At 44.1% G+C, this 21,376-nt stretch carries 15 protein-coding genes; 8 read left to right on the forward strand and 7 right to left on the reverse strand.

The annotated features are described in order from the left end of the window. Positions 1–61 precede the first annotated feature (61 nt). Both GRFL_RS16300 and GRFL_RS16305 read left to right on the forward strand, forming a co-directional pair. Entirely contained in the window at positions 62–2,722 is a 2,661-nt protein-coding gene (locus GRFL_RS16300; protein ID WP_236995820.1) for a putative LPS assembly protein LptD, read from the forward strand. 4 nt (positions 2,723–2,726) lie between these two features. Beyond that, a complete protein-coding gene (locus GRFL_RS16305; protein WP_083645612.1) occupies positions 2,727–3,110 on the forward strand; it encodes a RidA family protein in 384 nt (127 codons plus the stop codon). Positions 3,111–3,113: 3 nt separating this feature from the next. Here GRFL_RS16305 and GRFL_RS16310 read toward each other — a convergent pair whose 3' ends face one another. The 3 genes from GRFL_RS16310 to GRFL_RS16320 all read right to left on the reverse strand — a co-directional run bounded on the left by GRFL_RS16310 (position 3,114) and on the right by GRFL_RS16320 (position 8,950). Continuing rightward, positions 3,114–3,479, reverse strand: a complete 366-nt coding sequence (locus GRFL_RS16310) for a methylglyoxal synthase (RefSeq protein WP_083645613.1) — start codon at positions 3,477–3,479, stop codon at positions 3,114–3,116. Continuing rightward, positions 3,479–4,465, reverse strand: coding sequence for a 6-phosphofructokinase (pfkA, locus tag GRFL_RS16315; protein WP_083645614.1), 987 nt, complete (start codon positions 4,463–4,465; stop codon positions 3,479–3,481). Before pfkA ends, GRFL_RS16310 begins: the two co-directional genes overlap by 1 nt. Positions 4,466–4,561: 96 nt before the next feature. After that, entirely contained in the window at positions 4,562–8,950 is a 4,389-nt protein-coding gene (locus GRFL_RS16320; protein WP_083645615.1) for a translocation/assembly module TamB domain-containing protein, read from the reverse strand. 106 nt (positions 8,951–9,056) lie between these two features. Between GRFL_RS16320 and tsaD the strand changes: the two genes are divergently transcribed. From tsaD to GRFL_RS16350, 6 genes are read left to right on the forward strand one after another with little or no spacing between them, the layout of a single operon-like run. Next, a complete protein-coding gene (gene tsaD, locus GRFL_RS16325; RefSeq protein ID WP_083646218.1) occupies positions 9,057–10,079 on the forward strand; it encodes a tRNA (adenosine(37)-N6)-threonylcarbamoyltransferase complex transferase subunit TsaD in 1,023 nt (340 codons plus the stop codon). After that, on the forward strand, positions 10,080–10,793 hold the full coding sequence (locus tag GRFL_RS16330) for a 16S rRNA (uracil(1498)-N(3))-methyltransferase (RefSeq protein WP_083645616.1): 714 nt from the start codon (positions 10,080–10,082) through the stop codon (positions 10,791–10,793). Positions 10,794–10,802: 9 nt separating this feature from the next. Beyond that, positions 10,803–11,444, forward strand: coding sequence for a DUF4159 domain-containing protein (locus GRFL_RS16335; RefSeq protein ID WP_083645617.1), 642 nt, complete (start codon positions 10,803–10,805; stop codon positions 11,442–11,444). After that, positions 11,441–11,965 (forward strand): TrmH family RNA methyltransferase, encoded by a 525-nt coding sequence (locus tag GRFL_RS16340; RefSeq protein ID WP_083645618.1) that lies wholly within the window; start codon positions 11,441–11,443, stop codon positions 11,963–11,965. The genes GRFL_RS16335 and GRFL_RS16340 overlap by 4 nt, the downstream gene beginning before the upstream one ends. 12 nt (positions 11,966–11,977) lie before the next feature. Continuing rightward, positions 11,978–13,066, forward strand: coding sequence for an AI-2E family transporter (locus tag GRFL_RS16345; RefSeq protein ID WP_083645619.1), 1,089 nt, complete (start codon positions 11,978–11,980; stop codon positions 13,064–13,066). A 1-nt stretch (position 13,067) separates the two neighbouring features. After that, on the forward strand, positions 13,068–14,261 hold the full coding sequence (locus tag GRFL_RS16350; protein WP_083645620.1) for a THUMP-like domain-containing protein: 1,194 nt from the start codon (positions 13,068–13,070) through the stop codon (positions 14,259–14,261). On the opposite strand, the gene flxY is transcribed toward GRFL_RS16350, so the two are convergent. The 4 genes from flxY to GRFL_RS16370 are packed head-to-tail and all read right to left on the reverse strand — an operon-like array spanning position 14,221 to position 21,345. Next, the gene (gene flxY / locus GRFL_RS16355) at positions 14,221–15,516 is read right to left on the reverse strand and encodes a flexirubin biosynthesis putative acyl-CoA ligase FlxY (protein ID WP_083645621.1); all 1,296 of its coding nucleotides are present in this window, start codon (positions 15,514–15,516) and stop codon (positions 14,221–14,223) included. The two genes, GRFL_RS16350 and flxY, sit on opposite strands and share 41 nt — an antisense overlap. Further along, entirely contained in the window at positions 15,516–17,180 is a 1,665-nt protein-coding gene (locus GRFL_RS16360) for a C45 family peptidase (RefSeq protein WP_083645622.1), read from the reverse strand. The genes flxY and GRFL_RS16360 overlap by 1 nt, the downstream gene beginning before the upstream one ends. Next, a complete protein-coding gene (locus tag GRFL_RS16365) occupies positions 17,180–20,149 on the reverse strand; it encodes an MMPL family transporter (RefSeq protein WP_083645623.1) in 2,970 nt (989 codons plus the stop codon). The genes GRFL_RS16360 and GRFL_RS16365 overlap by 1 nt, the downstream gene beginning before the upstream one ends. Then, on the reverse strand, positions 20,149–21,345 hold the full coding sequence (locus GRFL_RS16370) for a DUF2062 domain-containing protein (protein ID WP_083645624.1): 1,197 nt from the start codon (positions 21,343–21,345) through the stop codon (positions 20,149–20,151). The genes GRFL_RS16365 and GRFL_RS16370 overlap by 1 nt, the downstream gene beginning before the upstream one ends. Positions 21,346–21,376 lie beyond the last annotated feature (31 nt).

A 21,376-nucleotide genomic window follows, 5' to 3' on the forward strand; every position in this document is an offset into this window, starting at 1 on the left:
AAAAATAGCACTTAAAGCATTGCAAACAAATATCCCGAATACTCTTTTTTGCTTAGTTTTTATGCTGTTCTTCAACCTGGTTTTACAGGCTCAGGAAACAGGAAATGAGTCGATTCCTGTAGAGGCTGAACAGGATACGGTTGCCCCTGCGGTAACTTCAGACGAGATCATCCGGGAACTGCAGCAGCAGGATAGTGTCAAAGTAGATTCTGTTCGAAAACCACAATTTTTAACCTCCAAGGTAGTTTATTCCGCGAAGGATTACATGCGGTTAAGCCCGGTGGAAGACCGGATGTACCTGTATAACGAAGCCAAAGTGGTCTACGGCGATATGACCATGCAGGCAGGACTCATCGTCATAGACAACCGCACCAACGAAGTCTACGCCTACGGAATTAAGGATTCTACAGGCGTTTACACACAAAAACCTGTCTTTACACAAGCCCAGCGAACCATTGAACCAGATTCACTTCGTTTCAATTTTGATACGGAAAGGGCGCTGGTCTATAATTCACGAACTCAGGAAAATGAATTCAATGTAAAGGGACAGGTCACCAAGAGAGAAAACGATTCGGTATATTTCATGAAGAATGTGCGTTTTACCACTTCTGAAGACGTAGATAATCCCGAATATTATTTCTATGCAAGAAAGATTAAATTCGTCCCAGACAAGAAGATTGTTTCCGGACTCGTCAATATGTATATCGCCGATGTACCGACTCCATTGGGACTGCCTTTCGGATATTTCCCTATGACCGATGAGCAAACCTCCGGTTTTATCATTCCGTCTTTTGGGGATAGCCAGTACGGTTACAACCTGCAAAATGGAGGATATTATTTTGCGATCAGCGATTACGCTGATCTTTTAACTACCGGAAGTTATTACACCAACGGGACCTATAATTTTGAACTGGCTTCCAACTATGCCCTTCGCTATAAGTTCCGAGGAAATTTAAGCTTTCGTTACGAAAAACGCTATAATAGTCAGCGTGGTTTCCCAGATTTCAGCGAACAGTCCAGTTACAACATCAGGTGGTCGCATTCGCAGGATTCCAAGGCCAATCCAAGCTCCCGATTTTCAGCTTCTGTAAACCTGGGAAGCAGCGAATATTACCGGGAATCCATCAACCAGTCTAATATTGGTAACCGCCTGAATAACACACTCAGCTCCTCGGTTTCCTATAGTAAAACTTTCAGTGGAGAACCACAGGTGAATTTGAGTCTTGCGGCCAGGCATTCTCAGAATACGCAAACACAGAGCATCAATATGAGCCTGCCCACACTGCAGCTCAGCATGGATCGTATCTTCCCATTCGCTCCAAAAGGCGGAACCAAAAAAGGCTTATTCGAAAATATCAATTTCCAGTACCAGGTTCGGGCAGAAAACCAGATCCAGACCTATGATTCCCTTTTCTTCAAACCGCAGATGTTCAGGGATGCTAAACTGGGCGCTCAACACTCCATACCGGTTAGCACCAACTTTAAGCTGTTCAAATACCTGAGTGTGAGTACCGGGACGAGCTATGAAGAAACCTGGGTTTCCCGTACCTTCAGGAAGTCTTATGACCCGGTTTTAGACGATGAAGTGATCGATACCGTGAATGGCTTCGATTCCTATCGTACCTATAATTTCAATGCCAGTATCGGGACAACCGTTTATGGGCAAAAAGACTTCGGAAAAGATAAAAAAATCCAGGCGATCAGGCACACGATGAGGCCTTCGATAAGCTACAGCATCAATCCCGGTTTTGACCAGTTTTATGATACGTATGAGAGACAAAACCTGGGTGCGACAGATCCTGAAGACCAGATCGAACTGGTGGATTATTCTAGGTTCGACGGAACGTTGTACGGAGCACCGGGTCAGAATTTTTCCAGTTCCATAGGGCTGAGCATCAGCAACACCATTGAAGCGAAAGTTCGCGATAAAGACAGTACCGCGACTGAACCCAAGAAGATCAAACTCCTGAATAACTTCAGCGTAAGCACCAGTTACAACCTGGCCGGCGACTCCCTGAGATTGGCCCCAATATCCATGCGTGGTTCCATCCCGATCCTGGATAACAAACTGGATATCAATTTTGGTGGAAACCTGGATATCTATGCTCTGGATAATAACAATCGAAAGATTGACAAACTAAATATCGAGAATGGTGGAAGCCTTTTCAGGCTTACCAACGGAAGTGTGAATTTTGGGTATTCCTTTTCCAGTAAAGACTTTAAAGGCGACGGCCAGGAGAATACCGATGAACTGGAAAATGAAACGTTCAGAAATGGTGGTCGACCTGATGACCTCTTCGGAAAAAGCATCGACGATATGAACGATGAAGATCCCTTCGAAGGGAATGAAGAGAAAAAGGCCAAAGCGGAGAATGACTGGTATAATTTTGAAATTCCGTGGGATATCAGGCTGGCTTACTCAATGAATTATACCAATAACAGGAGGCAGAACGATATTTCCTCTCATTCGATCATGTTCAGTGGAAATGTGGAACTTTCCCCAAAATGGCAAATTGGCTACAGCTCCGGTTATGACCTCGTGAACAACGGCTTCACTCCTACCCAGTTGCGATTTTCCCGTGACCTGGACAGTTGGGTCATGAACTTCAGCTGGACGCCTTTCGGGCCATACAAATCATGGAATTTCCTGATCAGGATCAAATCCAGCGCCTTAAGCGATATCAAATACGAAAAACGTAGAGACCGAAACTTCTCATTATAAGATTATGAAAAAGATCATTCAAACCAACCAGGCACCTGCACCAATCGGCCCATACAACCAGGCGATCTTCGCAGGAAACACTTTGTACATTTCAGGACAGATCGCGCTAGATCCAGGAAGCGGTGAACTAAAAACCGGTGATTTGGAAACCGAAACGCTGCAGGTTCTGGAAAACCTGAAAGCTATTCTAACCGAAGCCGGGCTCAGCCTGGACCATGTGGTCAAAACGTCTATTTTCATAAGTGACATGAATAACTTCGGAAAAATAAACGAAGTATACTCCCGCTATTTCGAGTCTGAAAATGCTCCGGCGAGAGAGACCGTGGAAGTCGCCAATCTCCCGAAATTTGTAAATGTGGAGATCAGCGCGATCGCGGTAAAATTCTAGGTTTTACAATCCTCTTACCAGCAATTCGGCAGTAGCCGGGTTGGTGGCCAGTGGTACATTGTGCACATCGCACAGCCGCATCAGCATAAAAATATCCGGCTCATGCGGATGCTTATCCAGGGGATCCCGAAAGAAAATGACCATTTGCACCTGGCCTTCCGCGATCCTTGCAGCTATCTGGGCATCACCGCCCAAAGGGCCAGAAAGCAATTTCTCGACCTCGTAGCCCGCAGCTTCCGTTTTAGTCCCCGTAGTCCCTGTGGCTATAAGCCGGATGTTCTTGGCATGTAAAATATCCCTGTTTTCGTTTAGGAATTGAACCATTTCCGGCTTTTTCCCATCATGGGCAATTATTGCGATTGTCTTCATTAAGTTGAAAGTATTTCAGAAATTCTGAGAAGGTCTTTATTGATCGTGTGTTTTCCTTTTAATGCCTGGTCGAGGCTGCAGGATTCGATCTCGTTATTCACCATTCCCACCATCAGGTCTTTTTTCCCATCCAATAATAATTCCACCGCTTTTACAGAAAGTCGGCTGGCCAGCACACGATCAAAACAGGAAGGTCTTCCACCACGCTGTATATGTCCAAGAACGGTCACCCGGGCATCATAATCTGGTAGATTCTTTTTCACATATTCGGCTAGTTCGAACACGTTTTTCCCAATTTTATCACCTTCGGAAACCACCACGATACTGGAAGTTTTGCCAGCGCGCCGGCTGCGCTCCAGAGAATCCAGCAATCTTTCCAGCCCCAGGTCTTCTTCAGGAATCAAAATTTCTTCAGCACCGGCGCCAATTCCGCTGTTCAAAGCAATAAAACCAGCGTCACGGCCCATTACTTCCACAAAGAACAACCGATTGTGCGAGCTTGCGGTATCCCTGATCTTATCGATCGCTTCCACCACCGTATTGAGCGCGGTGTCGTAGCCAATGGTATAATGAGTCCCGTAAATATCATTATCTATCGTACCTGGCACGCCAATTACAGGGATGCCGTGCTCATCACTAAAAGCTTTCCCGCCGCGAAAAGTACCGTCCCCACCAATCAGGATCATAGCATCTACTTCATTTTCTCTAAGATTTTCCGCCGCTTTCGCCCTTCCTTCTTTTGTCATAAACTCCTTGGAACGGGCAGATTGCAGGATCGTGCCGCCCATATTCACAATATTCCGAACACTTCGCGCATTCATATCCATAGATTCCCCGTTGATCATTCCCTGGTAACCACGGAAGTAACCTACACAATCTGTATGATAATAAGCACAGGTTCGAACGACCGCCCTGATCGCTGCGTTCATTCCCGGAGAATCCCCTCCTGAAGTCATCACGCCTATTTTTCTAACTTTTTTAGCCATATAATTTCAATTGGTCATTTAAAACTACGAACTAAAATGATATGCTGCCATTTTAGCCGAAAGATAAAGGTAAAGAAAACATTAATTTTTTGCGAATCAGTTTCCTTCCGGGAAATTGATATAGGAAGGAGCGAAAGTCCTGGCACTTTCATCGGTTTCTACGGGGTCTTCGGTTCGGGAAAGCTCGATATTGGCAATTTTCTGAATAAGTTCTTTAAAGGTATCAAAATCTACATTATAGCTGAGGCCCACACCTTGAGTAAAGCCAATTTTCTCCCCGATGAACTGGATGTTACTTTCCCTATTGAAAACTTTGGCACGAAGAGAGCCGTCATCATTCAGCAGAAAATCGATCTGGAGGTCGCCAATGATCACGGTTTCAGTCACTCCCGCAACGGGTACCCCAACTTCCCCGTTAATGATCACGCGATCGGAGATCTGTGTGGAAAGCGTGAGTCCAAACCGGTCTACCGTTTGCTGATCTGGCGTTCGGTCACCCTGGACATAATTTACTCCAACCTGAAACTTCCCGTCATCAGCTGCAAAAATATCATTTACGATACTGGAAGCCCGTTCGGCCAGTGTTCCGTAGATCGCGGCACCACGGAGACCGAATTCACTGTAGAAACTTCCCTGTGTCACGAGAAACAAGGCCTGCAATTCCTTACTCTGCCGGTCATCAATACGGTACTGCAATTCCGATTTAACCGTAGAACTGGCATTTGGAAAATCGATATCAAAGGAAATATCCGGCTGTTCCACCTGTCCCTGAAGATTGATTACCACGTCTACCGGTATCTTGCGGTTAACCGATGGGTTTTCCAGTAAGACCGCGGGATTGGCGTTTAGGGAATACACCGCGCTGACGTCAAGCTGTGCCTGCATGGGGTTTCCATCCCAGTTGATACTTCCGCCAGATTCCACTTTAAAAGTCTTCTGAACAAGCCCGGCATATTTGAAGTTATACACTCCTTCATAGACGATAAAATCTCCCCACATATTGAATTTCCCGTTGGTGTTGATTTCGAGAAGCAAACTTCCCGCTCCACGACCTCGAAGGGTACTGCCGCTGGTCTGGTCTACCACTACTTCGACTTCTGCATCATTGGTGATGTCCAGGTCAAAAAACAATTCGATACCTTTTACCTCGGGAATTTCAATTTCAGCCCCGGCAAGCCTGGCGGCTTTTTCTTCCGGACTAATAAAGTGAATGAATGAATTATCGCCCACACCTTCGGTATCGCTGAGTGGAATTTTAAAGACCGTTCCCCTTTCGGTAGCGGCCGTTACATCGATTTCTAATTGATCTGTAGGGCCTTTGATCGTTGCTTCTCCATCTATAAAAGCTGTTCCGTAGTATAGCGCATCACGCTCCGCTTCCGTATCCAGTACCAGCATCCTGTCTGAAGAAATAGAGAGATCCAGGAACCATTCTTTGAAATTCTTGTGCCTGATGTTTCCGTCCAACTTTCCGCGGGTATTGTATTTTGTATCAACGATCGTGATATTATTGAATTCGAACTGTTGTTTGGTAAGGTTCACGCGGGCCTCATTCATAAAATCCAGGTCGACGTTCAAATACGGAATCCGCAGCCCGGCCTGGTTCAGCGTCAGGCTTCCTGAAAAATCCGGATTCCGGTAATTGCCGTTAACAAAGGCCCGTCCCGAGGCAAAACCTCGAATATTCGACAATACATCTCCACCCAACGGACTAAAAATGGCCATATTCAGCCGGTTCATATTCACTTCCAGATCGATCACCGGTTCATCTCCCGGTACGTTGATATATCCCAGAGCGCTCATCGACTCGACATCTTTGTTGTGAAGCCTCGCGTTTACCGAATAGCGCGTAAGATTCTCATTCCCTTCGACGTTCAGGTCCAGGTCTCCCAAATAATTATCGTTGACCTTAAGCGAATCGATCGTTAGATCGCTCACCGGGTAATAAGCGCCGTTTTCCTGTATCAAATCCAGGTGACCATCCAGGGTTCCTTTTAGGTCGAGACTGTCAATTTCCGGGGTGATTTTGGCAATATCCACATTATCGAACTGCATTTTAAAATTCTTATACGTGGAATCCCGCTTAGAGCCACTGAGCCTGATCTCTTCATTTTCATGGCTCATCACCAGCGAATCGATCGTAAAATCCCGGAATTTATTATCAAAGATGATCCTGTTATCCCGATTTCCGGGTTCGTTCAGGTACCAGACCTTTTCTTTGAATTTCAGATCAGATTTCTGGATCCCAACCACCGATTTATTGTCTTCGTTGATGGTATGATAAAGGTTCAGGTTGTAGATATCGTCATTTTTGGGACCTCCCCTGATCTCCGAACGGATAAACAGTGTATCCCGTTGAGTTACGTTGATAAAGCTGAATTCAGAAAAATTATAATAATCGGTCGCAATGCTATCAGCCTCAAAATACGTGTTATAGATCGGGTTTGTATTATCTACCTGCAAATTGATATTTTCAAGCATATTGTCGAAAAGATCGATTCTGGGCGAACGAAACGTCAGTTTAAATTCCTTCTCGTCAGATTCCACCCTTCCGCGGATAAAGGTATTCGGTGCCAGCTCAATATCGGGATAGAAAACTTCCACGATCTGGTTATAAATATCAAAATCGAACTCCATATACTGGTTCGTTGTGATCGTTCGCGGCTGGTAATTGGTATAAATGCTTCCAATGGAATTTTGAAAAAGCGCACCAACTTCGTTCACTTTAAAGATCCCGGTAACCTGCCCGCTGATCACATCTGGAGAATTGATCCTGATGGTCCTTACGCTTTCCTCGTCAAAGCTCGAAGCGATGGTTAAATCATCAAAATAATACAGGTCGTTCTGGTTTTTGTAAGACGTATTCAGCAGCATGATCTGCCCCACGGCATCATCAACACTGGTGCCGCGCATATTCATAATCACGTCGCCCTTGAAGACCGAAACGCTGTCACGGCTCACAAAATTCAGCTTATTCAAATCGGCATACTGGACGGATGCCTCAAAATCATAATTATTGATGTCTTCGGAAAGATCTGCAAGACCGTTGAATTCCATCTGAAGATTTTCATCCCGCGAAATGAAATACCCGTTGAACACCGGATTCCTCAAATTCCCGATCACCTGGATGTTCTTGTACGTGTAATTATTGAAGGTTAGCCTGGAAATACTTCCTTTTAGTTCAGAATTCAGGTTTTCGCGGCCAAAACCTTTCCCTGAAAAATCCAGGTTGAAACTCGTTTTTCCCAGTTTATCATTTTTGATCAGTCGGCCAATATTGAAATTTTTAAAGATCAGTTTCCCGTTGTAGCTTGAATTCACGCGGCTATTGAAATTGCGCAGGGCAAAATCCCCTTCCGCAGAACCCAGTTGGGTATTTACCACCACATCTGCCACCAGCGAAGAATTGGTTACCTGCGTCCTGCCGGTCAATTGCAAATTGCCAAAATCCCGTAGGGTCTCCGGAAGGTTTCCTTTCAAAGGGCCAGGCAGCAAATTCACCAGGTCATAATAATTGGTATTCAGTTCTTTGAAATTACCGTCCAGGCTGAAGTTCTCCCCATTATCGGAAAAAGAACCCCTGATTTGTACATCCCCATCAACCGAGCTCCGATCCATCCCGCTCATACGGAAATTTTCCAGGTGAAAATCATTCAGCGTACCTGTTAAACGGGTGGTGAAATTCACTTTTTCACCTTTTCCGAAGCCATCGTAAAAAGAAAGCAAGTCGGTACTGGAGATCGTACTTTCCCTAAAATCGGCTTCCACCTGCACCAGGTTCTCAAAATCAGAAAAATCGCCGGTTTCGTAATTAAAGAAAAGATCAGCATCAATGAAAGAATTTGGCGTTTTCAGCTTCATATTTTCCAATCGCATGCTCGTAGGGTCATAGTGGAACTGCGTTGCCAGGTTCTCGATCTGGATGTCGCGATGTTCGTAACCACTAAGATTTTCAATCGCTACCTCGATATTTTCATCATTGATCACCAGTTCAATAGCGAAAATGTTCAGGTTCGAAATATCCAGTACATCCTGCTTATCCAGGTTTTCATCGTAATAGCTGTAATGGCTGTTGATGATCTCCACGTTACCGGTATGCAGCTCAAAATGTGCGGGGTCACCGGTAGGTTCCTTCTTGAGTTTCTGAATGAACATGCCCAGGTTATCGCGATCTTCGTTGGCATAACGGCGCATTTTCATGTGGAGACCATCGATCCTGGTATCTCCTAGACTGGGTGAATTATTCAGTAATTTAGGAATGCTCAGGATGGAAGTATTGACTTCCCTTGCGGTAAGCAGCGTGTCCTGATGATGATCTTCAATGTAGATTTCGCTCAGTTCCACATCGCCAAAATATCCAATGGAAACCCGCCCTATTCGCAGAACCACGTCATTTTTCTCCTGAAGCGAACGCGTAAGCCTGCGAGCAACAGAAGTCTGGACCGCAGGTATGGAAAATACGATCAGTAAAATAATGAATAACAAAACCAGCGCGATGATGGTTTTAGTTAGTATTTTCCAGAATTTTTTGATACGTTTTTATGTTTTAACTTTGCTCCTAATTTACAATTTCTATGACCAAGAATTCCTGATGAACGATCAAAAAATAAATATCCTGGCCATTGAGTCATCCTGCGATGATACTGCTGCTGCTGTACTTTGCAACGGAAAAATACTTTCAAATATTGTAGCAACTCAGGAAGTTCACCGGCAATATGGCGGTGTGGTTCCCGAACTGGCTTCCAGAGCCCACCAGCAGAACATCGTTCCGGTGATCCATCAGGCTTTGGCGAAGGCAAATATCGATAAAAAAGATGTTTCTGCAATCGCCTTTACCCGCGGTCCCGGCCTCATGGGTTCTTTACTCGTGGGAACGTCTTTTGCCAAGTCTCTCGCAATGGGACTTCATGTGCCCCTAATCGAGGTTAATCACATGCAGGCTCATATCCTGGCACATTTCATTGATGAAGAAGGTTTTGACAAGCCAAAGTTCCCATTCCTGGCCATGACCATTAGCGGTGGCCACACCCAAATTGTAAAGGTTTCTGACTATTTTGAGATGGAAGTGATTGGCGAAACCACTGATGATGCCGTTGGAGAAGCCTTCGATAAAAGTGCCAAAATTTTAGGACTGCCTTACCCGGGTGGCCCGCTTATCGATAAATATTCAAAAGAAGGAAATCCAAAAGCCTTTAAATTTCCGAAGCCAAAAGTAGGCGGACTCGATTTCAGCTTTAGCGGATTTAAAACCGCAGTTCTCTATTTCATCCAACGGGAGACCAAAAATGATCCCGATTTCATTGAAAATAACCTGAAAGATATCTGTGCCTCTATTCAATACACGATTATCGGTATTTTAATGGATAAACTGAAAAAAGCGGTTAAAGAGACCGGGATTACGCAAGTGGCGATTGGTGGCGGAGTTTCAGCCAACAGCGGTATCAGGAAGGCGCTGGTCGATGCCGAAAAGAAATGGGGCTGGAAATGCTTTATCCCGAAATTTGAATATACGACCGATAATGCCGCAATGATCGGGATTGCCGGTTATCATAAATTTCTCCAGGAGATTTTTTCAGATTATTCGGTTACCGCACAATCCAGATACAAGATCTAAATGCAGTTATTCTACCATCCCCATATTTCTGAAAATGACCAGGAACTGATATTTCCGCGGGACGAAAGCAAGCATATTACGCGGGTGCTTCGGAAAAAAACTGGGGATACGCTCACCATCACAAACGGCAAAGGGTTGCTTTTTATCGCTGAGATCATTCAGGATGACATGAAACAATGCATCGCCAGAATCATTTCTTCGGAAAAACAACCTGCCCCTCTCTACCATTTGCACATGATTGTAGCCCCTACAAAAATGAACGACCGTTATGAATGGTTTTTAGAAAAAGCCATGGAAATTGGCGTTCACGAAGTCACTCCTATCATTTGTGAAAATTCGGAAAGAAAAACGGTCAAACTGGAACGTTACGAAAGGATCTTACAGAGCGCGATGAAACAATCGCTGCATTCACGAATGCCAATTCTGAACGAACCCGTCAATTTTTCAGAATTTATAAAAAAGCAGGCGGAAGGCCGGAAATTGATCGCACACTGCGAGGACGATCAGCCACGGAAATTACTGCAACACGAACTGAAAAAGGGTGAAAACATTCATATTCTTATAGGCCCGGAAGGAGATTTCAGCCCGGCAGAGATTGCTGCCGCCCTGGAAAATAACTGGCTGCCGGTGAGCCTGGGCGACAGCCGCCTTCGAACTGAAACTGCCGCAATTGTTGCCTGTCATACCGTTGCACTTGTGAACCAGTCTTCGTAAATTCAGCACATGAAAAAGCTGATTTTCATCCTGCCTATTCTCTTTTTTCTGAACGGAAACGCGCAGGAGATCGCACTTTTGAAATATAATGGCGGCGGTGACTGGTATGCCAATCCCACCTCTCTGCCCAACCTGATCAAATTCTGCAATTCCAATATCCATACGGCCATTAATACAAAACCAGCGACCGTAGAACCTGGTAGTACCGATATTTTCCAGTATCCTTTCCTGCATATGACCGGCCACGGAAATGTGATTTTCAGTAATCAGGAAGCCGAAAATCTTCGGAAATACCTTTTAAGCGGTGGTTTTTTGCACATTGATGACAACTACGGAATGAACGAATACATCCGCAAAGAGATCGCGAAAGTATTTCCGGAGAAAACCTTAACAGAAATCCCCGCAAACCACGAAATTTTTTCCGAAACTTTTGATTTTCCAAACGGATTGCCGAAGATCCATGAACACGACGGTTTAAGACCACAGGCTTTCGGTATCTTTGAAGAAGATCGCCTGGTGCTGCTTTTTACTTTTGAAAGTGACCTGGGTGACGGCTGGGAAAGTGAGGAAGTTCATCACGACCCGGAAGAAACTCGTCTTAAAGCCCTGAAAATGGGAGCCAATATCATCCAATACGCTTTTGAACATTGAACCGACAATTAGCTCATGCCGAAACCCAGTTTAAAAACAGGAAATTTCCGGTCATCCTGTTGCTGGACAATATAACCGGTGACGCGAACATTGGCAGTATTTTTCGCCTGGCCGATGCATTTGGGATCAGCGAGATCATTTTTACCGGTTCGCCGCCCAATCTGGGCAGTAACAGGCTAAAACGCACGGCCCGGAACACTTTCAAGACGGTAGAACATCGTTTTTCTGAAGACATTATTTCCGAAATCGAGCATTTCAGAAATTCCGGTTTTCATATTGCCGCGCTGGAAATCACTGAAAATAGCAGCCCGATACACCAAATTTCCGAAGCAAAGAATGCGAAAATTGTTCTTATTGCCGGGAATGAGCGTTCCGGGGTTTCGCCTGAAGTGCTGGCTGCCTGCGATGTGAGCTACCACATCGAGATGTTTGGCGAGAACAGTAGTATGAATGTCGCTAATTCTGTAGGAATTGGTCTTTATGAAATCATAAAAGCTACCGCCGTTTTAAATGAGAAATAATATATTTACGCTGTGAAAGCAGAGGAAATAAGTACCGGAATTCTTAAAGCACTGGGTATAATCATTGGTATTTGCCTGCTTTTATTCTTTTTGTACGAAATACAATCGGTCATCGCATATGTGATTATCGCGGCTGTCATTGCACTTATTGGCAGGCCGGCGGTAATTTTTCTGCGTCAAAGACTGCATTTTCCGAACACCATCGCGGTAATCTCCGTGCTACTACTTGTTCTTTCGGCTTTCGCCGGACTGATCTACGTTTTTGTGCCGATCATTATCGAGCAAAGCAGGAACCTGGGGCAAATTGATATTGAGGCATTTAAAAGCGACCTGAACGATCTCAACGACCAGATAAATAGTTATTTAGGCGTAACCGAGATCAATATTATTGAAGGCCTGGAACGCAGCGAATTTGTTCAGAGCTTCGATCTTTCCCTGATCCCGGAATTTCTGAACAATGTTTTTAGTATTCTGGGGGCAACACTGGTGGCCGTATTTTCTGTACTTTTCATCTCTTTTTTCTTTTTGAAAGACAGCAAATTAATGCTCCACAGCATCCTGGTTTTTGCCAATCGCGGGGAAGAACAGAAGTTCCAGCGCGTTTTTAACAAGATCAAGATTTTACTTTCACGATATTTTGTAGGGTTAACGATGCAGATCATCGTACTATTCATCCTTTACTCCATTTTGCTTTCGGTTTTTGAAGTCAATAACCCTATAGCCATCGCTTTTATCTGCGCATTTTTAAACCTGATCCCTTACCTGGGGCCACTGGTTGCAGGAATTCTCATGGCACTTTTCGTGATTTCCAGCAACCTGGGAGCCGATTTTAGTACGATCATTCTCCCGCGTGTCATCTACGTGATGCTGGGCTACGGAATTTGCCAGCTGATCGATAACTTCATTTCTCAGCCCATGATCTTTGGTGCCAGCGTTCGTTCGCACCCGCTGGAAATTTTTCTGATCATTTTGATAGCAGGGCTGTTATTCGGAATTATCGGGATGGTCGTGGCCGTTCCTTTTTACACGGCTTTAAAAGTGGTTGCAAAGGAAACCCTGAGCGAATACAAGATCGTAAAACGACTTACCCGAGACCTGTAATATGTGGAACCAGGCACTTCTAAAAGATGAAGTGGAAGATTTTCTTCGGAAGAATCTTCAGAAAGACCTGCCATCGCTGCTACTGAAAGGTTCTCCTTTTCCGGAAATTTCTATACAGGAACTCGGTACACAGCTTAACGGATTACAGATCGCGCGTAAAAAATTTCCGGAATTATTTCAAACCAGCGGAATCCTGTATCCTCCAAAATTGAACCTGGAACAAACTTCTTCCGAAGTCACGGCGAAGTACAAAGCAGAACTGGTTTCGGGTCAAAATGCAATTGATATGACCGGAGGGATGGGGATCGACAGCTATTTCCTTTCCAAGCAATTCCAGCAATTCGATTATTGTGAGATCAATAGCGAACTGGCCCAACTAGCCGCTCATAATTTTAAAACGCTACAAACTCCCATAGAGGTTCATACTGAAAACGGACTGCATTTTTTGGCTGAAATCGCTGAAACTTATGACTGGATCTATACTGATCCTGCCCGCAGGGATGAACATGGTGGGAAAGTATTCCGCTTTTCAGATTGCACACCCGATATTCCGGCGAACCTTAAGTTGCTTTTCCAGAGAACGAACAATATCCTGATAAAATCCTCTCCGATGATGGATATTTCGGCAGGAATTAAAGAATTAGATTCGGTGGCAGAAGTTCATATCGTAGCAGTTGAAAATGAGGTAAAAGAGCTGCTTTGGATCCTTCACGAAAACTTCTCTGGAAAGCCGAAGATCAAGACGATCAATTTTGAAAAAAAGGCTGTGCAGAGTTTTGAAGCTTCCTCTTCTGAAGTGTGGGAAATGGAATTTAGTGCGCCACAAACCTATCTTTTTGAACCCAATGCTGCCATCCAGAAAAGCGGATTATTTGCGCAATTGGCTCATCAGACCCAAACCAAAAAACTACACCCAAATTCTCATATTTTTACTTCTGAAGATATTGTTTCTTTCCCTGGCAGGAAATTTCAAATTATTGATTCAATGGCTTTTAACAGTAATGATCTGAAGAAAAAATTAAAGGGAATTAAGGCGAACGTTACCACACGTAATTTCCCGGAATCTGTAGAAAATATTCGGAAAAAATTCAAAATAAAAGAAGGCGGAAAAACTTACTTGTTTTTTACTACCGGGCCTGGGGAACAGAAACTGGTTATCTTTTGTGAAAAGCTGAACGACGATCTAAAAAACTAATTGGCTTACGAGCATTCTTCGGAGATTTTAGTTTTTCCAGCTCCTTTCTTTCCACCGTCTGAATGTTTGGCGTTACATATAAACTCGCCTGTAAAAGCTCTTTAAGATCATCCGCTTCATTTTTTTGATCTTCCGGTATCAGAATTGTTACAATGTCATTCCCAAATTCATCGCTGGTGGCTTCGATGAGATACAAATCCAGGTTTTCAATACTATTCAGACTTTCCTGGATATGCTGCGGGAAAAGACTGGTTCCTTTGAACTTCAGGCGCTGCTGCTTTCGCCCAACCACAGGCCCAAGGCGTTTCGTATTTCGTCCACAAGTACAAATGTCGTCATGCCACGTAAGCATATCTCCGGTGGCATAGCGAATAAGCGGCATGGTTCGGGTTCTTAAGGGCGTCACAACCAGTTCCCCAATTTGCCCTGCGGCAACCGGATTTCCATCATCATCCAGAATTTCGGTAAAAATAAGATCACTTAATTCATGAACTCCTCGATGTTGCTGGCATTCAGTAAAAGCAGTAGACATCTCGGTCGAGGCATAAGTGCTGAAAAGTTCGATATTCCATGCTGATGTAATCCGGGATCCCAGCGCATTCAGCTCCCCATTTTTATACCGAATCGGCTCCCCAATACAGATGACTGCTTTTATCGAAGTTTGATTGACAGCAATTCCGTTTTGTTCTGCAAATTCGATCATTTTCAACAAAAAGGAAGGTACCGCGATAAGATAGGTTGGCTGAAATCTTTCAATGGAATCCCATTGCAGCTGTGGTAATCCTGCACCGGTTCGAACAATACCGGCACCCAGCTGGCGCAAACCCAGGAAATAGGCCATTCCGGCCATAAATCGGCGATCCAGAGTAGTGGTGATCTGCACCACATCGTCTGCCGTCATCCCCGTCATTAAAAAAGAATGGTATTCGTTCTGTGCCAGTCGCTGCAGATCAGCTTCATTCAGGAAAAAACTCACCGGTTTTCCAATAGTTCCGGAAGTCGTGACATGATCGATCACCTCTTTCGAAAGAACTGCCAGGAATTGACCATTATCGGTTTCCAGGTCTTTTTTGCCGGTTATCGGGATTTTCTGAAAATCAGAATAATCCTTGACTGCCTTCAGATCCAACTGATTCTTTTCGAAAAGATCTTTATAAAAAGGCGAGTAACTCGCGGCATACTGCAATTGATCAAGTAGCAAATCCCACTGCTTAGCTTCTATCTCGTGTTTTTTCAGAAAATATTCAGAGTGCATCAGAGTCGGCGTTTTGTTTTCCTGATCATTTTATCCAACTGTTCCAGGTCGGGTTTGGTCGTCACGACCTTTGTTCGGGCCTGCTCGAAATATTGCAGCGCCTGATTGAAATTTTTCTGTTCGTAAGCCATCTTGCCAGCCAGAAAATATGCTTCCCAAAATTCAGGATTTAGAGCAATTAGTTTTTCACCGGTTCCTTCAGAAATAGTTTCCTCATTTTCAAGCTGTATTTTCACCTGCTGCTCCAGTTTTCGATAATGTTCATAATCCTGAAATTCTTCGGTTTCCAAAAATGGGCTTTTAGGAAGGGTTTCCGCAGCACTTACCAGGCTTTGAGAAACATTTCCATTTTCAAACTTTTTAAAAACCTCCTTCAGATCATAAGCCACAAAAGCCCCCATCTGGTATGGGTTGGCAGAAACCCAGACTTTGCGATCTTTAGGCTGAAAAACAATCCCGTGATGGGCCAGCAACTGGTTCACGGCTTTTTCATTTCCATAACCAAGAGCTTCATCATCAACTCCTTTCATATCCCTGAGAATGGCAACAGCGCCCGGAACATCCAGTTTTTGATCCTGTTCCACCAGTTGTTTCATGCGATCATAACGATATTTGGAATGACTTTCTTCTATGGTTTTCTGATTTCTTCTATCGTCCTGGTACGCATCGCTCTGAAAATGGTTGCTGCAAATAAGTTCATCGGAATTTGGCACTTCATACACGCCAAAGTTCTTCGGAGAAACTTCGATCAAAACAGCCCTGTTTTCGTCACCGCTGCTCACCATGATCGATTCAGACACAAAAACTTCCCTTTTTTTAGCAATCTCGATCGCCTCCCGGATAGTGGAAGCATATTGCAGGATCTCCCGGGAAACCAGCGTGATCGGGTCTTTCGCCTTAAATGGGATCTTTGATTTCCCGGCATTAATGGTTACGCTTAAGCCTTTTTCATTCATCCCGCTCACAGCACCAATCATACCGCCCCAGGTGTACATCATAAATTTGTGACCGGAATCGGGATTGATAAAAGCTACTATTTTCTGACTCCCAAACTCATCCCCGGCATAAAAGTCAAAATTTCTTCCCACCAGCAAATTCCCATCAGCCGTCTTATCACCCCAGGCCGCAAAAGAAGTGCAACCCACCAGCATGAGGTCGTGCAGTGCATGCCCAATATCGTGCGCGCCGTGAAAATATAGCATTCGTATATATCCCGGCGCAAAATCGTCATAACGTGCAAGGCCATATCTCGAAACACCATAAATCTCCTGTTGGTATTCTTCCGGAACATACAGGTACATTTTGCGGTTGAAATAGGAAACGATCTTTTTCAGAAAACCGCGATAGGACTCAGATGGCACCATTTCCTCCAGCTTATCCATAAAGGCGATTTCCTGGTGGTGAATCAGTTCCCGCGTCAGGTTTCCATTCGCCACTCCTCTTTCCAAAGCATCGCCTTCCAGATACAACTCCCAGACACCATAGTCATTTTGAAAGAGGCTGTTTTTCCCCAGTGTATAAAAATGATCATTGTGTTTTACCCGGTTGGTATCGATCGCCTCGATCCCTGTAATATCAGGACGTTGCTGAAGGGATTTTTTAACGCCACAGCTTGAAAACTGGAACAACATCCCCAATAATACTATTTTCAGCAGCCTGCTCATCAACTTATTTTTCGGAAGATTAATATCCCGTTCTGGCGGTAGGAAATCTCAAAATTCAGATCCAGCAACCACCTGTTGGGAAATTCAGAATCCAGGAAGATCACTTTGGAAGCATTTTTCCGAAGCAATAGTTTCAGGGATTCTTCGGGTTCAAAATCGCCTTGCAGAATATACGCCTGCTTTCCTGAAAGCTCCTCCAGGTCACTGGTGAACTGAATCGTACCTTTTGCAGGCAGTTCCCTGCATACCTGTAACTTACCTGTATCCTGTTCCAAAGCAGTGATCTCGCGATCAGCCTGTTTCATTTTTAGGAATAAAGCCAACACGCCAATCCCGGCATTGATGATCGCCAGGGACCGCTCCCCTTCCAGATTCTGACTAATACGCAGATACTTTTCGCGGTCGTTACGGTATTCTTTTTTCGCTTCGGAATAAACCGTTTTGTACCGATAATTGTTCAAAACTGCATTTTTTCGATATAATTTTTCCGCTTTGGAATCGGTTTGATAAAAACGAAGAAATGCAAAGGCAGGTTTGCCCTTTTCCGAAGCATTTAGCAATAACTTCCTGAAAATGAAACGCTGCAACACAAAGGAGATCAGCATGGCCAGCAACACCCCGATAATCGAAATACTGGCCACTGAACGCAAAGCCGGATGACGAGCAAAGATGAGCGCGCCCATTCCCAATAAGGTGGTGATGACCGATAGTAAAATGGAAGTTTGATAGGTTGGCAGCGCAAATTTGCCGGTTTCATATTCTTTCAGGCAGGCGTTGGTCATAAAAATGCTGTAATCGAGGCCCAAACCAAAAATAAACGTGGAAATGATGATATTTAAAATATTGAAGTGCAGGCCCAATATACCCATTATTCCCAGCGCACAAACCCAGGTTATGGCAATAGGCAGTAAGGTGAGGATACTGATCTCGATATTGCGGTAAAAAGCCAGTAAGATCAGGAACACCGCCAGTACGGAAAAACCGATCAGTAAATTGAAATTATCCTTAAGGCTACCCAGGAAATTCTGGTTGATCGCCTTCCGGTCTATCGGGTAAATATTGGGGTCATCCTGGAATAATTGTATGAAATCTTCGGAATTTTCTTCCGGAAGGTTTACGGTGCTGGTCACGGTCGCAAAATTGTTTCCTTCGGAAATAAAATCGCTGAGATATAAGGTTCCTGCCTGTTTGTATTCCTGCAGCCCGATAGGCTCAAAATCAGAAGCTAACTCGGCATAAAACCGGTCAAAACTCTGGGCTTTGAAACCATATTTAGCCGATTCGCTGAGTAAAAGCGACTGTAGCGTATCTTTTTTAGGATCGGTCCAGAAATCAGACCAGTGCTTAATTCGCTCGTTTTGAACGGATGTAGAAAGTACCACACCGCCAATACTGCTGAAATTGGTGATTTTCTGCTCCTGTTTCAGCGATTGCAACTGGTGGTATAATTGGTTATTATAGGTCAGCGCTTCATCTACCGAGCCGGCATAACTTACCAGGTAAATGGTTTTTCCATCCCTTTCGGCCAGTTGTTGTACCTGTTTTTCCCGATTCCGAATCTCTTCCGTAGAATAATTCAATTCGGCCAGGTCCTCATTGAATTCTACTTTCTGAAAAAAGAACAGGCTTACCAGGAATAACAGCATCAGCATTCCCAATGCCGCCCGAAATCTGGAATAATCGATAGCCGAAAGTCGATCAATGACGGTTGGTTTTTCGAGTATTTTTTCAGAAGGCCTATACAATAAGGGAATGAGGACCAGTGAAAAAACGGATGATAACAATACGCTTACGGAAGCGAAGATCCCCAGATCGGTAAGCGCGTCACTATTCACAAAAAGCAGGCACAAGAATGCGATCGCCGTGGTAAAACTGCTCATTATTATAGGCCGGGTAATATCTCGAAACAGGTCTTTCACATCGTTATTATTCCTGAAATGCGTCAAAATATGCAACGCATAATCCAGGCTGATACCGAGCAAAATGGCGCCAATCCCCAAAGAAATGGCAGAGACGCTACCGCGAAAAAAACTCAATACGGCAATCGCTGAAATACCTGCCAGCAAACTCGGAAGAAACAAGATCAGCGGAATATAGAATTTCCGGTAGAACAATATCAATAATACAAATAACACCGAAAGCGCAATCCCAAGCGTCAAACCTATGTCTTTTTTGATCTGATTGGCATTGGCAATGGAATACAGCACTCCCCCAAAATAGTCGGCTCTGACCCCCGGAAAATTAGCTTGAATTTTTTCCAGAGTATGATCCAGTTTCTCGATAAAAACCTGGTTGTTTGCAGTCTCAGAAGAAGGAAAAACCGGGTCGAGGAAAAGAATGATATGTTTCCGGTCGCTGGTGATCAGGTAATTATTATAGAGACCGAAATTGTCGCCCACCTGCAATTCCCGCAATTTCCGAAGACCCAGATTGGTATAATTCAACGGATCTTTAAAAAAGTAATTCTTGGTTACAAATCCGGTTGGGGAGAGCAGCGAACGGTAACCGGAGCCAATTGCCTTTGCAATGCTGTCTTTATCCAGATTGGTTTCCATTTTCACATAATCTGAATCGTTCAGGAAAATGGGTAAATTCTCATAAATGAAATCGTAGATCCCGGTAATATCCTCGTCTGGGATCTTACCTTTAATAGTTTTTATGTACGGCTGAAAATCGGTTTCCAGGCGACTGGTCAAACTATCGGCGAAAGCGGCGAGAGAATCAGGTGAGACACTGTTGTTTTGCGCAGAAACGCTCAGGATCATTTTATCCGAAAAATCGGTTTCCTGCAGGATCTTCTTCAGCCTGATCTGTTCTTCCCCTTTCGGAACCAGGGCTGTGACGTCTTCCTCAAATCGAATATTCCAGGCCGCCAGCGCGATCAACACCAAGTATACAAGCAGAATACCAATTCCCAGTAAAGGTCGGCTTCTGAAGAAGCGATAAATATTATAAAAAGCGTTGTGCATTAAGGTTTCACGACCTGCTTTTGGTTAGAAACCGAAAATAAAAAATAAAATACAATCCAAAGGCTTAAAGCAACAACAATTGCAAGAGCCAGACTCCCAATAATATATTGCCAGAGACCTAAGAAAATATCGTGGCCTGTATCGAAACGCTGCAACTGTAGATCCCAGTCAAATCCTTTACCACTCACCAGGCTACCTGCCTGATAACTGGCATAAATGATAAAAGGAATTAAAGGCGGTATACTTATATTGCTAAATAAGAAGGCTGTAACCTTATTAAGCCGAAACAATGCCGCCAGGATAAAAACCAGAAACGTATGAATTCCCCAGAAAGGAGAGATCCCTACAAATACCCCTAACGCGATAGCAGCCGCCTTTTTATGCGCAGGTTCCTGACTTTTCAGGATATCTTCTTTCCAAAATTTACGGAAACCTTTATTCTTAAAATCCTGGTATTTATTTCGCGGATGAATATAGAAAAAGCTAACCAGCACGAACCACATGTATAGCAGGGTGATCCTTACAATATCCCAAAAAGGCCTGAAATGGCTTACTCTTCCCTCCTTTTGATACATCACCTTGATAGGAATATTCCGCACATCAACCTTACGCCAGTAAGATTTCACCAGGACCTCAATTTCCAGTTCAAATTTGCGGGTATACAAGGTCATGGTTTCCAACACTTTCAACGGATACAATCGGTAACCGCTTTGTGTATCATGTAGTTCTGAACCGGTTACCACAAGGTACCAGAAACTGGAAAACCTGTTGCCTTTACTGCTTTTACCGGGAATACCGTCACTTCCCATATTTCGATCACCAACCAGCAACATTTCGGGACTACCTGGTTTACGATTTTCCAGTTCCCGAAGAAATACGTCCAGATCATCGGGATAATGCTGCCCGTCAGAATCTATCGTGATTGCATATTTATAACCCATTTCACGGGCAAACTGAAAACCGGTTTTTAAAGCCATGCCTTTTCCCTTATTTCGGGAATGTGTACGGAAATCAACATTTTTATTGTCGGAAAGAATCTTGGCAGTGCCATCGGTAGAACCGTCATTTACGACGAGGATATTGGTCGTATAGTTTTCCAGATCAGTTAAGAATTGTTGCAAAGTCCCGGCATTATTATAAGTGGGCACGAGCACGCAGCAATTGAATTTATCAAATCTTTCCTGGAAAATGGGCATACAACTTTTGGTTTACCGCAAAAATAAAATT

Source organism: Christiangramia flava JLT2011, from assembly GCF_001951155.1.
Classification (GTDB): Bacteria; Bacteroidota; Bacteroidia; order Flavobacteriales; family Flavobacteriaceae; genus Christiangramia; species Christiangramia flava.

Excerpts from the sequence above, each read along its gene's own strand:
- GRFL_RS16300 (WP_236995820.1), top strand. The coding sequence starts at position 62 with ATGCTGTTCTTCAACCTGGTTTTACAGGCTCAGGAAACAGGAAATGAG.
- GRFL_RS16305 (WP_083645612.1), top strand. The coding sequence starts at position 2,727 with ATGAAAAAGATCATTCAAACCAACCAGGCACCTGCACCAATCGGCCCA.
- GRFL_RS16310 (WP_083645613.1), bottom strand. The coding sequence starts at position 3,479 with ATGAAGACAATCGCAATAATTGCCCATGATGGGAAAAAGCCGGAAATG.
- pfkA (WP_083645614.1), bottom strand. The coding sequence starts at position 4,465 with ATGGCTAAAAAAGTTAGAAAAATAGGCGTGATGACTTCAGGAGGGGAT.
- tsaD (WP_083646218.1), top strand. The coding sequence starts at position 9,057 with ATGAACGATCAAAAAATAAATATCCTGGCCATTGAGTCATCCTGCGAT.
- GRFL_RS16330 (WP_083645616.1), top strand. The coding sequence starts at position 10,080 with ATGCAGTTATTCTACCATCCCCATATTTCTGAAAATGACCAGGAACTG.
- GRFL_RS16335 (WP_083645617.1), top strand. The coding sequence starts at position 10,803 with ATGAAAAAGCTGATTTTCATCCTGCCTATTCTCTTTTTTCTGAACGGA.
- GRFL_RS16350 (WP_083645620.1), top strand. The coding sequence starts at position 13,068 with ATGTGGAACCAGGCACTTCTAAAAGATGAAGTGGAAGATTTTCTTCGG.
- flxY (WP_083645621.1), bottom strand. The coding sequence starts at position 15,516 with ATGCACTCTGAATATTTTCTGAAAAAACACGAGATAGAAGCTAAGCAG.
- GRFL_RS16360 (WP_083645622.1), bottom strand. The coding sequence starts at position 17,180 with ATGAGCAGGCTGCTGAAAATAGTATTATTGGGGATGTTGTTCCAGTTT.
- GRFL_RS16365 (WP_083645623.1), bottom strand. The coding sequence starts at position 20,149 with ATGCACAACGCTTTTTATAATATTTATCGCTTCTTCAGAAGCCGACCT.
- GRFL_RS16370 (WP_083645624.1), bottom strand. The coding sequence starts at position 21,345 with ATGCCCATTTTCCAGGAAAGATTTGATAAATTCAATTGCTGCGTGCTC.